This window comes from Bacillus sp. FSL K6-0972, from assembly GCF_037976035.1.
GTDB lineage: Bacteria > Bacillota > Bacilli > Bacillales > Bacillaceae > Bacillus > Bacillus haynesii.
In genome coordinates this window covers 540,079-554,636 of the sequence record NZ_CP150260.1, presented here as the reverse complement: position 1 = coordinate 554,636, position 14,558 = coordinate 540,079, and the positions used below count along the sequence as shown (strand labels likewise).

Here is a 14,558-nt window from a genome sequence, read left to right as displayed (position 1 = left end):
ATGTTCAAATTAATGGTACGTGATGATCTGTTTTTAAAAATGGTTGAACCAAAAGATGCCAGGGCAGTTTATATGCAGATCCAGCAGTCTAAAGATGTGTTACGGAAATGGCTGTTTTGGGTAGACAGCACAAAGCAGCTGGAGGATACCGAAGCTTTTATTGAAGAAAGCATGAAACAGGCCGCTGCGAACAACGGGTTTCAAGCGGGAATATGGCATCAAGGCCATTTTGCCGGAATCATCGGACTCCACTATATCAATTGGATTAACCGTACGACTTCGATCGGCTATTGGCTCGGTGAGCCTTTTCACGGAAAAGGCATCATGACTGATGCCTGCCGGGCGCTGATCGACACGTTGTTCAACGAATACGATTTAAACCGGATTGAAATCAGAGCCGCTGTTCAAAACGTGAAAAGCCAGGCGATTCCGGAAAGGCTCGGCTTCACAAAAGAAGGTTACCTCAGGCAATGCGAGTGGCTCCACGATCACTTCGCCGATCACTTCGTATACGGGCTTTTGCGGGAGGAATATAAGGCCCGCAACAAATAAGTTCGGGATTTGTCACACGCATTTTACACTGCAATCTGGTATGATAGATAAAAAAATATGGAGTTTTGATCATGAAAGTATTTATACTGTTTTACCTATGGATTGTCCCGCTCGTCATCGGGCTGATATTTTTCCGAATGACCCAGCGGACAAGCTTTAAAAAAAGGTTTTATCCAGGCTATATCATGATCGGTCTTGCTGCGGTTGTATTTGCCGTCTGCTACCTGATCGGACAGCCTTACCTCGGGAATTTCTTCGGCGGTACAATGCTGTTCGGCACCCTGCTGCCGTTCATGGCTGCCGCAATGAAGAAAAAGAAATGACGAATATCAAAAACCCCGGCATCTTTTGGAGAGCCGGGGTTTTTAATCACATATTTTCTCTGTTTGCACCAAAACCCGCTGATTCACAAATCGGTTTTCAGACGACTTGGCTTTATTTATTCACTAGATCAACGTCGATCACCTGATAGAAAGCGTTTTCAGTATCAGCCACATCCCAAACGGCCAATATGACATGATACCCGGAGCGGTCTTCTGGAATGTAAATTTGGTGAGATAAATGGTGGGATGCAGGGGAACCATCATGCTTAACGGTTCCAATCCGTTCGAAATCTGCACGCTTAAGCGGTTTGTCAGGATCCCAGCCTTTTTTGGTGATATAGTAGTGCCATTGGCTGGTGTTGTGGGGGGCGGTATATGTCCAGGTAAAGGTGTGCTTCCCGCCGGTCATGGTATGTTTAAACCAGCGATTTTCCGACTGTTGATCAAGAATCCCGCCGAACAGTCCGCCCGCGGATGCTATTTGTCCATCTGCCGGGCCGTCATGCGGAAACCCTTTTTTCGCTTCCAGGCTTTGCGGCTCATACATCACGCTTCCACAATTCAGATTGAGAAGTCCGTAAGCCTCACTGCACAGAGCCGCTCTGCTCCCCGGTTTTTCGACAAAACCATGAGCGAAGGCCTGCTGGGGAACGATTGACATCAACAGCAATCCGGCTGCTAGTATGAAAGCAGTACCGAAGGTATTTTTCGTAAAATGCTCCACGTTACGATCCTCCCCTCTCTTTTCATAGTGTTGAGACGGGTTTTGATGCAAAAAGAAAGCACACGCAAGCATTCCAATATTACCCATTCAATTTTAACATCTGAACATGATGAAGCCAAGGGGCGTATCCCTTGGCTTCATACTAAAAAATCCTTTTTAAACTTTTTTTCAGCGGCGGCAAGTCGAGCTCTTTTTTCTCAACCAGTTTTTTGATCATATATTTGCTGTAGTTTACCGCCTGTGTATAGGATATTTTTCCCGGAAGCGGCGGTTCGTCTTCGATTGCCACATCGATAATTGACGGTTTTTGTGATTGAAAGGCATTTTTCAAAGCTGGAATGAGCTCTTCGTGCTTTGTCACGCTGAAGCCCTTCCCGCCGCAGACCTCGGCAAACTTGGCATAATCGACGTTTTCGAGCGCCGTTGCATAATTAACATGCCCTTTTTCCTGCTGTTCATATTGAATCATTCCCAAGTTCTGATTATTTAAAATCACGACAACAATGGGCAGATCGTATTTGACAGCAGTCGGAAAATCGTGCATAGACATGCTGAAACCGCCGTCTCCGCACACGGCTACAGCTTGGCGTTCCGGATTGGAAAGCTTTGCGGAAATCGCGCCCGGAAGACCGCATCCCATCGTGCCAAGCCAGCTTGATATCAGAAAATCCTGATTGGTCATATTAAAATGGCGCGCCGTCCAAACCGTCACATTTCCGACGTCAACGGACAGGACTGCATCATCGGCGACTGCGTCCTCAAGCCTTGCAATCACCTGCTGAGGCTTAAGCGGTGCTGTCGCCACCTGTTCGTCTTTTTCAATTTCATAGCGCCACTTCCTCATATGTTGTATACAGCTTTCCAAAAATGCGCGGTTCGATTTCCGTTCAATGGTTTTCGTCAGTTCCAAAAGCCCTTTTTTCGCATCGCAGACAAGGCCGGCGGTGACAGGATACCGTTTGCCGATTTTCGCCGGGTTGTTATCAAGCTGAATAGCCGGCGCATCTTCCGGCAGATAATCGCGGTACGGAAATGAAGTCCCCAGCATGATCAACAGATCGCTTTCCTCCATCGCTTCATATGCGGGTTTTGTGCCGATGTGTCCAAGGTTCCCGAGCATGTGCGGGTGCCGATCGGGTACGACTCCTTTCGCGGGGAGCGTAACGATGATCGGGGCGGCCGCTTTATCTGCAAACTCGAGCAGCTCGTCTCTTGCCGATTTCATTCCCCTTCCCGCTAAAATCACCGGCTTTTTCGCATGATTAATCAATTGTGCGCATTGCATCAGCTGGCTTTGCTTCGGTTGAAGATCGCCTTCGACATAAAGCGCAGACGTATAAACCGGCTTACGCTTAATCTTTTCCGCAAACAGATCATCAGAGACGCTCAGTACGGCGACCCCTTTTTGGCTGTATGCGGTACGAATCGCCTGATTTAAAAGATCAGGCAGCGCTTCAGCCGAATGAACCTGCTGATTAAAGACTGCCACATCCTCAAACATTCGTTCAAGACCGATCTCCTGAAAATAATCCCTTCCGATTTCATTCGAAGACACCTGTCCTGTAATCGCCAGCACAGGCGCCCCGTCAGCTTTCGCATCATACAATCCGTTCAGCAGATGAACGGCGCCCGGTCCCGCTATCGAAAGGCAGACGCCGATTTTGCCCGTCAGCTTTGCATCGGCTGCGGCAGCGAGAGCAGCGGTTTCTTCATGGCGCACTTGAATGAAGCGGAGGCTGTTTTCTTCATGCCGCAATTCATCGATAAATTCGTTGACGCTGTCGCCCGGCATGCCGTAAACATGATCAATATTCCATTCCTTCAGCAGTTCTGCAGCTATTTTTCCTGCGGTTTTGTTTGCCATATCACGTCCTCCTTTGTTTCTTCCATACCACTTTTTCGCTGACGGGAAACGTGATACGGCATGCTTAGGACAGTGAAGAAAACACGACAGCAGCTGTTGCATGCTTTGTGTTCCCAGCCGTGCTCATCTCGGATAAAGATCTCCCCACCACACTGCTTGAAGCCGTGCCCGGAAAATCCTACGGCATCTGATCCTAAGCACCACTCAATGTACACATGATCAAATCTACTAAAAGGCTGCCGCTCATTTTGATATGCCCCCAAAAAGTTAGACAATAAAATGTCATGAAGCGGTTAGACTGGCATGAGTCCGGAATTGTATTGGACTCATGCCTTTTCATTTAATCTTCATCCGTTTGTGATTCCAGTAATCAATATACTCTCAGAGTATTTTGAAAAAAGTTTGATCCCCAGTAATCATACGTACTGCACGGTATTCCAGCCAGTTGAAGCAGCGCTGTAATGGCAATTGGGGCGCAGTTCATTCACACAAGTGTTGAAACTTTTTCCAATATTTAAATTGTTATAATTTAGGTTCAGAGTTATAATTTAACAGAAATATACCGAATTTGCATAACTTTGATGAAAGTTAAGGTTGTTAAATCCTTCGTCAAACACAGGGGTGGTCGTGGCGGCAATTATTATAATCTGCTTTTATAAAATTTATAGTTTTTGAGGATCACAGGTGTAATCTCGCGGCTGTTGCTCCATATTTAAATATTTGTTCACTGGCTTATTTATCCAATGATCCTGCTTTGATTGGTCAGCAGTGCTCGTACGTATGTGATTCCACCTGTCATGCGGCATTGTATAAAGGTTACTCCATTTTAGAAGGACAAGCAGATCTATCTATTAATGCAGATACCAAGACAATCTCAATCCACTTGTCGAGTCTCCTCATAAGGCAGTAGATTGTCAGTTTCAAGTGCTGTGGAAGCCATCTGCCTACAAGATTCGGTTGTTGCGATCTGAAGGTATTTTCACTGAAACTATAGTCGAAACACTCAAATCTTCGTATCTTATGAACCGTATACTTCATAGTCTAAGTTTCGGGTGAAAAGGAGAGACGCGGATCGTCAAGTCTTTTATCAAAAGAATTTAGAATTGGAGGCATTTACATGTTATCAGAAATAGAAAAGGGGCTTGAGGGCCTGCGTGCAAAACTTGATCGTATTGATGAACAATTGTTGGATACATTGAAAGCACGTTTAGAATGCTGCATTAGGATTGGGTTGTACAAACGCGAGTATAATATTCCGATGATGCAACCGCACCGAATTAACTTTGTCCAGGAACGAGCAGCTCGATACGCTGACGAAAACGGTTTAAGTCAAGAGTTTTTGCGTAACCTTTATGAGCTCATTATTTCTGAAACGTGCAGGGTTGAGGATATCGTAATTGATAACTCAGAAAATCGCAGGCAAGAAATTTCTTCAAGCCTAGTTGACCAAAAAAGAAAAAGGGAGGGACTGTTTAATGGGGACAGGGATACAAACACTTCTAATTGACAACTATGATTCATTTACTTACAACCTCTATCAATTGATCGGCGAAGTAAATGGCCGACCGCCAATAGTTGTCCGTAATGATGTAGACTGGTCACAAGTACCGATTGATGAGATTGACAACATCGTGATCTCCCCAGGCCCAGGTCGACCGGAACGGGTTGAGGACTTTGGTATTAATGCAACTGTTATTCTAGAAACGAAGTTGCCAGTTCTCGGGGTCTGCCTTGGACATCAAGGTATAGCTCATTTGTTTGGCGGGAAGGTGAACCACGCTTCTGAGCCCATGCATGGACGAACATCAGTCATCCACCATTCAGGGACCGATATCTTTGACGGGCTTCCTCCTGAGTTCTCTGTCGTACGTTATCACTCCCTTATCGTTACTGATTTGGGTGATAATGTTGAACCGATTGCGTGGACAAAAGATGGTTTGATTATGGGGCTTCGACACCGCAATCTGCCGATTTGGGGTGTGCAATTCCACCCCGAGTCAATCTGTAGTCATTATGGGCACGAGTTGCTTGCCAACTTTCGAGACCTAACTCCGAAGCGCACTAGACGATCAACACAGTCTCCCAAATTAGAGGAGCCTTCTCATTCTAAAAATGATTTCTACCGGATTCACTTTCGAAAATTATCGAGATTTCCTGACGCTCAGTTAAGTTACCAGACACTATTTGCTGATGCACCTCATGGATTCTGGCTTGACAGCAGTAGTGTCATCGAAGGCTTGTCACGATTTTCATATCTTGGCGATGGTGCCGGAGAGAATGCTGAATATATGACCTATAGCGTAGCAGAGGGTATTGTAAAAGTACAACGTCCGGGTCAAGAGACGGAGTTCATTCAACAGTCATTTTATGATTATCTTGATGAGCAAATCCGCCGTCGAGCAACATCTACTCCGGAAGGCCTTCCCTTTGACTTCAATCTCGGCTATGTGGGTTACATTGGCTATGAGCTAAAAGCTGAAACTTGTGGGAGCAACCGGTATCAATCTGAGATTCCGGATGCGGCCTTGCTTTTCGTTGACCGCATGCTTGTTTTTGATCATCTTGAACAGGAAGCCTATCTGTTGTGTCTTTCGACTGGGGATGAGGATAAGCAAGCACTCAACTGGCTAAATGCTACAGAGCAAATCTTGAATGAAATTCCTCTTGCAGCAAATGATTTTGACAAGGATTCAGTGCTTACGTCCGTGCCAGACCACAATATCCCAATCGAGTTTCGTCATAACCGACCATCTTATCTTCAACTGATCAACAATTGCTTAGAAGAAATCCGCAATGGTGAATCCTATGAGATATGCTTGACTAATTCCGCAACTGTTTATACCCCTATAGATCCTTGGATTACTTATACACACCTGCGAAAAATCAGTCCGGTTCCCTATGGGGCATTTTTAAACTTTGCCGGTTTGGCAGTACTGAGTGCCTCTCCGGAACGGTTCCTCTCAATCGGTACTGATCGTATCGTTGAGTCCAAACCGATAAAGGGTACCCGTATGAGAGGCAGGACTTCTGCTGAAGATCATCAATTACGAAATGAGTTACTAAGTGATGAAAAAGATCTCGCAGAGAATTTAATGATCGTTGACTTAGTCCGAAATGACCTTAACACTGTTTGTGAAATAGGATCTGTTCATGTACCCAAGCTGTTCGATGTAGAAACATATGCACCAGTCCACCAGTTGATCTCGACGATTCGCGGCACTATACGTCCGGACAAATCAACGGTTGATTGCGTCCGCGCTGCTTTTCCAGGCGGTTCGATGACCGGTGCTCCGAAAATTCGGACGATGGAAATCATTGACCGACTCGAGAACGGCCCCCGCGGTGTCTACTCGGGCAGCCTCGGCTGGTTTGGACTGAGTGGCGCTGCGGATCTTAGTATTGTTATTCGTACAGTTGTTGTTACCGATGACAAGGCGACTTTTGGTGTCGGAGGAGCGATCGTAGCATTGTCAGATCCAGAAGAGGAGTTCAAAGAAACTCAGGTTAAAGCGCGAGCTATGGTCTCAGCTATCGCAGCAGCGGAAGTCTCTGCAGTGGGAGGTTCAAGATGAGTCAGGAAATCAGGCAGTGTGTGATTGTGGGAGGAGCCGGCGGTGTTGGCGGGATGTTTGCAGACCTCCTTGAAGGGTATGGTGTTGAAGTATGTATTATCGATATGAATCCTCCTTCCGTTAGTCGACAATTCAAGAAGTGTGACATCACTGTTCCGACTCCACAGGCCAAAGATATGATCCAGAAGGCGGACATGGTGATGCTCGCTTTACCAGAGAACGTTGCTCTTCAAGCAGTAAAAGTTGTTGGGTCGTTAATGAAGCCTGATTCTCTCTTTGTGCACACTCTTTCTGTACAGTCACCCATATTTAAAAAAATCCACTCTTTGGGATTGCCTTTCGAAAGCGTAGGTCTTAACCCTATGTTTGCTCCTAGTCTTAGTATCGCGGGTAGACCGGTAGCTGTCATCGTCCAAAACGATGGGCCTAAAGGAAATCATTTGATTCAAATGATTTTAGATTGGAAAGGACGTCCGGTGCTATTAGAAGCTGAGGAGCATGATCAATTGGTCGCGGCTATGCAGGCACTCACTCATTCAGCGATACTCACCTTTGGATTGGCGCTCGCAGAATTAGATGTTGACATTGCAAAACTTAGTTCCCTTGCACCCCCTCCGCATGCGACTATGCTTGCACTACTAGCACGGATTAGTTCGGGAACACCGGAAGTGTATTGGGACGTCCAATCCGTGAACCACCAAGCAATGACGGCTCGTGCTGCACTGGCTGAAGCAGTCGGATCGTTGGACGAATCGGTGAGGGATAAGTCCGTATTCATCGAACTGCTGCGTAAATCTCGAGAGGTATTTGGATCTGAAATAGCCCATTATCAAGATCTCTGTACTAGTATCTTTGAAGGTCCAATCGCTCCAAAGGAGGGAAAGCATAGCCAAACCAACCACCCCGGTTAATTGGGTAGAATCAAGAATTTTAAAAACAACTGCTTCCTTTGATCAGGGGATGGCTTTCTAGCGCAAATAGAAGTATGAAAAAGTCGTGAAGATTCGCGACTTTTTCACTGACAAGTTCTTTTTCATAACAGCTAGTTTTGGAGATATTTGGTCACATTAAAACAGCCTGCCGTTTGGCAGGCTGTCTGATGATTATTGATCAAGCTTCAGCTTCTTCAGCTGTTCGGCGAGCGCGTTGTTGATCGGCTCATCCTTGTTTTGCTTTTTCAAGTAGGAGTGTACATCGCGCTTTGATGCTTTTGAATTTTTGTCTTTTGCTCTGCGCTTTTCGAAAACGGATAGCTTTTCTCTGTGGCCGCAGACGCAGGCGAAGGTCTGGCCTTCCCCGTGGCCGCGCAGCTCCATGCGCTTATGGCAAACCGGGCAGCGGGCGTTCGTCTGTTTGGCGACTGTTTTGCGGTGGCCGCACTCCCTGTCCTGGCAGACGAGCATTGTGCCGCGTTTGCCGTTTACTTTCAGCATCAGTTTTCCGCAGTCAGGGCAATGCGTCCCTGTGATATTGTCGTGCTTAAACGTTTGATTGCTGCTTTTAATTTCTCTGATCGTCTGCTTTGCGTACTCCTTCATTTCTTTAATGAAGGCGGAGGATTTCAGTTTTCCTTTCGCAATGCCTGACAGCTTCTGCTCCCATTCGGCGGTGAGCGCCGGAGATTTCAAATCTGACGGAACAAGTTCAAGGAGCTGTTTTCCTTTTGAAGTGATGTAAATATCTTTTCCTTTTTTCTCGATCAGGAACGTGTTGAACAGCTTTTCGATAATGTCGGCGCGTGTTGCGACCGTCCCGAGTCCACCCGTCTCTCCGAGGGTTTTCACAAGGTTTTTTTCTTCTCCCTGCATAAATGCAGCCGGATTCTCCATCGCAGACAGCAATGTTCCTTCATTAAAACGCGCCGGCGGTTTTGTCTCACCCTTCGTCTCTGTTAAAGACCGGACGGAAAGCGTGTCGCCTTTTGCGAGTTTTGGAAGGGTTTGATCCTTTTCTTCCTCGTCATCATCTTCGTCTGCGAAATCGTACACCGCTTTCCAGCCTTGCGCCTGAACCGTTTTCCCTTTTGCCGTAAAGGTTTCTCCGCCGATTTCGGCAAACACTTTTGTTTCTTCATATTCAAACGGCGGCATTAAAACGGCGAGGAAGCGCTTCGCGATCAAATCGTAAAGCTTTCTTTCCTTTTCGCTTAACGCGCCGAGCGCAAGCGGCTCTTCCGTCGGAATGATCGCGTGGTGATCGGATACTTTCGCATCGTTGACAAAGCTTTTATTGGCTTTAACGCCCCGCTTCAAGATCCGGGTCACATGCTGGGCATAAGGCTTCACCTGCATGCCTTCCAAACGGTCTTTCAGCGTAGGGACGATGTCATTGGAAAGAAATCTTGAGTCCGTCCGCGGATAGGTGACAAGCTTGTGCTGCTCATAGAGCTTCTGCAAAACGGACAGCGTTTCTTTTGCGGAAAATCCGAAGCGTTTATGGGCGTCCCTCTGCAGCTCAGTCAGATCATAAAGTCCGGGAGCAAAGCTTTTTTTCGCTGTTTTTTTCAAGTCGACGATGGCGGCCGGTTTGCCTTGCAGCGCTCCTGCAAGCTGTGACGTCACAGACGCATTGAATGTGCGGGTCTGCTTCGTCTTCTTGTCCTGCCATGTCAGCGTCATGCCGTCAACCGCCGCACGCAAGCCGAAAAAAGGGACGGGTTTAAAGTTCTTAATATCTTCCTCCCTTTTCGCGATCATCGCCAATGTCGGTGTCTGTACGCGTCCGCAGGAAAGCTGGGCGTTGAATTTCGTTGTCAGCGCCCTCGTCGCATTGATGCCGACGATCCAATCGGCTTCAGCTCGGGCCACGGCTGAATGGTAAAGGTTTTCATAGTCTTTGCCGTTCTTTAAGTTTTTAAATCCGTCTTTGATCGCTTTGTCTGTGACCGATGAAATCCACAGGCGCTTCAATGGCTTCGTGACCTTTGCTTTTTCGATGATCCAGCGGGCGACAAGCTCGCCTTCCCGGCCGGCATCGGTTGCAATGACGATGTCTTTGACATCTTTTCTGATCAGCTGCGATTTAACTGCTTGAAACTGTTTTCCGGTCTTTTTGATGACGACGAGCTTTAAAGGCTCGGGGATGATCGGCAGGTCTTCAAGCCGCCAAGACTGGTATTCCTTTCCGTATCCTTCAGGGTCCGCCAATGTGACCAGATGGCCGAGCGCCCATGTCACGATATAGCGGTCGCCTTCAAGATATCCGTTTCCTTTTTTATGACACTTCAGCACGCGGGCCAAGTCACGGCCGACTGAAGGTTTTTCTGCTAAAACGACTGTTTTAGACAAGTCCATCACATCACTTTCTTGTTCATGCATCCTTTTATTATAACAGATGATACAGATGCATCTCTAATGTTCACGATTCCTTTATTTCAATTTCAGAAAAAATCACGTGTGTCACGGTTTTGGCATATGGAGACGTTTCATTGATAAACGCTTCGATCTTTGCCAGGCTCTCTGCATTGATTTTCAGCATATAGCAGGCGGCTCCCGCGATCCGGTAGCAGAATTCAATGTTGGGGAGACGTTCGATATACGCTTTAAACCTTTCGTATTCCCCGTTTTTCACCGTTGCTTCAATAATGCAGGAAACGGGAAGACCGACCTTTTGGTAATCGATGTCCAGCGTATATTTTTTAATGACGCCGAACGATTCGAGCCGCCTCACTCTTTCGGTCACAGACGGCGCGGAAAGGCTGATCTTCCTGCCCAGCTCCCGCATCGATAAACGGCTGTCTTTCTTTAATTCGGCTATGATTTTAAAATCGAGATCATCAATTTTCATATGTAACTTAATTCCCTTCATTCTATTTCATTATTTCAATCTTTTTGCGAAAATTCTTTCGTTCGAAATTCATATTTTACTTCTGCTTATATATGATTATGAAGAGGTGATCATCATATGACAAGAATCAATTTTTCAGACAGAGGAGAGACGCCGTTTCAGCGGCTGCTCGGACACTCTGAAAGCCTGATGTCAAACTGGACGGCTTTAGCTGAAGAGCTGTCAGGAGACGGCTTTTTATCAAAGGAACTGAAGGAGCAGGTGCGCCGCGTGCTGGCTCAGGGAAACGGGTGTGAATATTGCAAGGCCAAGGGGAAGCCCGAGATTCCGAATCAGCAGAAAACGAGCTTTGCGATGGGGTTTGCAGAGGTCTTTTTGGCGCAGAGAGAGCGCGTGTCAGACAGACAGTTTGATGTTTTAAAAGAAGTGTTTTCAGAAGAAGAAATAACGGAATTGACCGCATTTATTTGTTTTACGACTGCCCAACAATATTTCGGCGCTTTAATGAAGCTTCCGGCAGACGCATAAATCAAACGGAGAAAAACCTGTCATATTTGTCCCCTTTTGGTTTATAGTATAAAGGTAGACTATCACGCCACAGGAGGTATACTATGCTGCAAACGCCGATTGGCCGCCTTCGGTTGATGGGTTTTATTGAAGGCATGTCGCTTTTAATCCTGCTGTTTATCGCCATGCCGCTTAAATATTGGGCGGATTATCCGATGGCCGTTACGATTGTCGGATCGGTTCACGGCGGATTGTTTATTTTGTATCTGTTTGTTCTGTTGTATGCAACTTTTGTGCTGAGGTGGTCTGTGAAATGGCCGGCTGCCGGTCTTGTGGCCGCATTTGTTCCGTTCGGCAATTTCCTTTATGACCGGGGACTAAAAAAATATGATCAGTAAAATCCGCCGGGAAACCCGGCGGATTTTTTGATCACTCATTTAAAAAGCGTTTCAGCTCTTCCTTGTTTTGTTCAAGGTCTAAATCGAGGACTGCCCCGTATGTTGGATCGTCTTTGTTCGTAAATGATCCGTCAATCGGCAGCCTGAAGCTTTTCGTTTCTTTTACGCTTCCGAGCAAAAAGTCTTTGCCGAGGGAGAATATGACGCCGTTCGGAATGTTTGTTTCAATATACGGATCGACGAGCCCCCACAGCTTCGGAAGCTGAGCGATATTTCCGATGCTCACCGCTTCTTTTTGAAGCTTTGAAAAGACTTCCTGCTGCCTTCTGACCCGTCCAAAATCGCTTTCTCTGTCATGCCTGAACCGGACATAGCCCAGCAGCCTATCACCGTGAAGAACTTGTTTTCCCGGCTGCAGTGTCATGCCGATTCCGTACGACATTTTTTTCGGAACGTCGACTTCGATGCCGTCAGGCGCCACCGCATCAACGATTTTGGCAAAACCTTTAAAATCGATGATGGCGTAATAGTTAATGTCCAAATCAAAGGAATCTTTTAATGTTTTTCTGACGAGTTCCGGGCCTCCGTATGCATAAGCCGCATTGACTTTTTGCTTGTCATATCCCGGGATGTCGACATAGCTGTCCCTCATAATCGAAATCAATTTAGGCTGTTTCTGCTTTTTATTATAATGGACGACCATCATAGAGTCAGACCTTGAATGGTCTTCCCCTCTTGAATCGATCCCCAGTACGAGGATGTTCACTTCATCAAGATCAGAGCCTTCCCCGTTAAATTCAAACTGGCCGTCTTCTTTAAAATCTCCGTCAGATTCAGATAAGCCTTTTTTGTATTCAAAGTAGGTATAACCCGCTGCTGCTATGATAACCAGCAAAGTTAATGTAAACAGGCGCTTTATAATTTTCCGCCTTTTTCTTTTCGGTTTTCTTACTCTTACTCTAACCCTCTCCACTTTTATCACCGCCACACATAAGACTATCACAGGATGAAACAGCGGGCAATTAATAAAAGAAAGATCAGGCTGTCTAATCCTGTCGAAAAAGATAATCTTTTGTTTTTATTTGTTTCATAATGTAACAAAAATGATCGAATTTTGATCTTTTCGTCAAAAATCGACTACATCCACTTCGTCATCCATGCGATATAGTAAGAAGCGGGGATAAATAGAACTTGGGCAAAAATCGTCCCGGCCACCCTCGATGTTGCCATCGTGATCGAAGCCCATTTCAAATAGGTATAGCTCCGCTTCCCTTTTGCTACATCATCTGCAAGTACCGATACCTTCGGATCGACAAACAGCGCCAGCAGCATCGTTGCAACCCCGTTGACAAGACCGGAGGCCATCACCGCGGTCGTATGCCTTTCGGGCACGAGGACGCCCGCATAAAGAGCGGCAAGAACGCCGATTGTATAAATCGCCGTGATGACCATGTTCAAGACAAACAGCCGTTTCGGTATATAGCGGAATCGAAAGTCTTTCACATATTCCAGGCTCGGTCTTTTTGCATAATGCTTTGCATGCTTGAAGATATTTTTTGAAAACGCCTTGCGAAACACTTGCAAAACGGAGCCGTTTTCCCCTGCTAAATGAACAATCGCTCTCGAAAATACGGCGACGAATGTCGGCAGAAGCAGCATTCCGAAAATTGTGCCGACGGTTGAACCAAAGATCAAAAACCGAAATTGGCTGCCGACGAGGGAAAGCGCGTCAGCCCCTGCGACATCGACGAGCTTTCCCGTCACAGGCTGCTGAACCATATTAGACATTCTCGAGACGATGACCATCACATTAAATAATGACAGAGCCGATGCGATAAATCCGACTCTCGCGCCTGACAGCCGGGTAGCGTATGCGAGCGTTTCAATGGAATGAATCAACAACAGAAAACAAAAAATCAATAGTACCTTGGATGTTAAAAAGTCCATTTTCCTTCCTCCAGTCTATAGGTAAGACTGTTTTCAAAACGGAAACGTTTCGGTAAATCAAAAACCGCTCCGGCAAAAGCCGAAGCGGTCTCAATTATCATATTTATTCGAGCAAATAAATCATCATCCGCTGCCAAAGGCGGTCATTTGAATTTCGTAAAAGATCAGCATCTATCGTTCCGAGCGAAAGTAAACACCATGGAATTTCTGATACAAGACAACGAAAGCCCTACCTCTCATTCGTCCTTGCGGCTCCGAAGCCGCGCCAGTGTGAATTGTGAAACAAAAAGTCTTTTTTCCCTCTATCCTGTTAGGGGCGGGTCAGAGGAAGAAATTAGCATCTTCTCAGAAAGAAAAAAGAAGTTTACTTTCCATTTATTTGCTCTTTTGTGTGTTCCTGTTTTTTATTATACTACAGTTTGTCCTTCATGACAAACTTCCTGAGCACAGCATGCTACAGATCAAGCGTGACCGGGGTGCTTTCACCTTCATTCATCAGTCTGATTTCCGAAGGCTCAATCTCAAGCACGGTCAAGTTCGGATCGTCCTTTCCGTCAAACCAGCGCTCAAGCCTTTCATCCCAGATTTTGTCCTTTAAATCTTTTGAATGGTTGAGCTTTGCCGTACCTGTGATTTCAAGGTATGCATCGCCTAATCCTTCGCCGTTATAACCCAACAGCACGTGAACGTTCGGATTGTTATCAATTTCTTCCGCCTTGTGCGTCTCATCGCTTGTCGGAGTATAAAGCGTCAGCCCGTCGTGGAAAAAAGTCATGTAGCGGGAATGAGGCTTGCCGCTTTCGACTGTTGCAAGCGAACCGATTTTATGATGATCGAGAATGTCGAGCACCTTGTTCTTCAATTGCTGCTGATCCATTTTGAGTT

The 14,558-nt window shown here is 46.2% G+C and carries 13 protein-coding genes and 1 pseudogene; 7 read left to right on the top strand and 7 right to left on the bottom strand.

Annotated features, from left to right (window positions below):
• A complete protein-coding gene (locus MKX80_RS02800; protein WP_154995714.1) occupies nucleotides 1–552 on the top strand; it encodes a GNAT family protein in 552 nt (183 codons plus the stop codon).
• Nucleotides 553–623: 71 nt separating this feature from the next.
• Nucleotides 624–875 (top strand): hypothetical protein, encoded by a 252-nt coding sequence (locus MKX80_RS02795; protein WP_176277339.1) that lies wholly within the window; start codon nucleotides 624–626, stop codon nucleotides 873–875.
• Between the two features lie 118 nt (nucleotides 876–993).
• Here the strand turns inward: MKX80_RS02795 and MKX80_RS02790 are convergent.
• A pseudogene (locus MKX80_RS02790) lies at nucleotides 994–1,599 on the bottom strand (lytic polysaccharide monooxygenase); the annotation flags it as partial.
• A gap of 142 nt (nucleotides 1,600–1,741) precedes the next feature.
• Nucleotides 1,742–3,463: a pyruvate oxidase gene (locus MKX80_RS02785; protein ID WP_268299469.1), complete on the bottom strand. Its 1,722-nt coding sequence runs from the start codon at nucleotides 3,461–3,463 to the stop codon at nucleotides 1,742–1,744.
• Between the two features lie 1,117 nt (nucleotides 3,464–4,580).
• Here MKX80_RS02785 and MKX80_RS02780 point away from each other — a divergent pair.
• The 3 genes from MKX80_RS02780 to MKX80_RS02770 are packed head-to-tail and all read left to right on the top strand — an operon-like array spanning nucleotide 4,581 to nucleotide 7,946.
• Complete coding sequence (locus MKX80_RS02780; RefSeq protein ID WP_154995711.1) at nucleotides 4,581–4,970, top strand: chorismate mutase family protein; 390 nt, start codon at nucleotides 4,581–4,583, stop codon at nucleotides 4,968–4,970.
• Entirely contained in the window at nucleotides 4,939–7,035 is a 2,097-nt protein-coding gene (gene pabB, locus MKX80_RS02775; RefSeq protein WP_268325187.1) for an aminodeoxychorismate synthase component I, read from the top strand. Before MKX80_RS02780 ends, pabB begins: the two co-directional genes overlap by 32 nt.
• Nucleotides 7,032–7,946 (top strand): prephenate dehydrogenase dimerization domain-containing protein, encoded by a 915-nt coding sequence (locus MKX80_RS02770; protein WP_268342632.1) that lies wholly within the window; start codon nucleotides 7,032–7,034, stop codon nucleotides 7,944–7,946. Before pabB ends, MKX80_RS02770 begins: the two co-directional genes overlap by 4 nt.
• A gap of 192 nt (nucleotides 7,947–8,138) precedes the next feature.
• On the opposite strand, the gene MKX80_RS02765 is transcribed toward MKX80_RS02770, so the two are convergent.
• Together MKX80_RS02765 and MKX80_RS02760 are read right to left on the bottom strand one after the other, a co-directional pair.
• Nucleotides 8,139–10,322: a DNA topoisomerase III gene (locus tag MKX80_RS02765; RefSeq protein ID WP_182071072.1), complete on the bottom strand. Its 2,184-nt coding sequence runs from the start codon at nucleotides 10,320–10,322 to the stop codon at nucleotides 8,139–8,141.
• Nucleotides 10,323–10,392: 70 nt separating this feature from the next.
• Entirely contained in the window at nucleotides 10,393–10,821 is a 429-nt protein-coding gene (locus MKX80_RS02760) for an Lrp/AsnC family transcriptional regulator (protein WP_076791758.1), read from the bottom strand.
• Nucleotides 10,822–10,938: 117 nt separating this feature from the next.
• Here MKX80_RS02760 and MKX80_RS02755 point away from each other — a divergent pair, with 117 nt between their 5' ends.
• Nucleotides 10,939–11,349: a carboxymuconolactone decarboxylase family protein gene (locus MKX80_RS02755; RefSeq protein WP_020450223.1), complete on the top strand. Its 411-nt coding sequence runs from the start codon at nucleotides 10,939–10,941 to the stop codon at nucleotides 11,347–11,349.
• Between the two features lie 83 nt (nucleotides 11,350–11,432).
• Complete coding sequence (locus tag MKX80_RS02750) at nucleotides 11,433–11,726, top strand: DUF3817 domain-containing protein (RefSeq protein ID WP_003179046.1); 294 nt, start codon at nucleotides 11,433–11,435, stop codon at nucleotides 11,724–11,726.
• 31 nt (nucleotides 11,727–11,757) lie between these two features.
• On the opposite strand, the gene MKX80_RS02745 is transcribed toward MKX80_RS02750, so the two are convergent.
• From MKX80_RS02745 to MKX80_RS02735, 3 genes are all read right to left on the bottom strand, one after another.
• Nucleotides 11,758–12,699 (bottom strand): LCP family protein, encoded by a 942-nt coding sequence (locus MKX80_RS02745; RefSeq protein ID WP_154995704.1) that lies wholly within the window; start codon nucleotides 12,697–12,699, stop codon nucleotides 11,758–11,760.
• A 164-nt stretch (nucleotides 12,700–12,863) separates the two neighbouring features.
• Nucleotides 12,864–13,673 (bottom strand): lipid II flippase Amj family protein, encoded by an 810-nt coding sequence (locus MKX80_RS02740; RefSeq protein WP_154995703.1) that lies wholly within the window; start codon nucleotides 13,671–13,673, stop codon nucleotides 12,864–12,866.
• 454 nt (nucleotides 13,674–14,127) lie between these two features.
• Nucleotides 14,128–14,550, bottom strand: a complete 423-nt coding sequence (locus tag MKX80_RS02735) for a pyridoxamine 5'-phosphate oxidase family protein (protein WP_043926753.1) — start codon at nucleotides 14,548–14,550, stop codon at nucleotides 14,128–14,130.
• Nucleotides 14,551–14,558 lie beyond the last annotated feature (8 nt).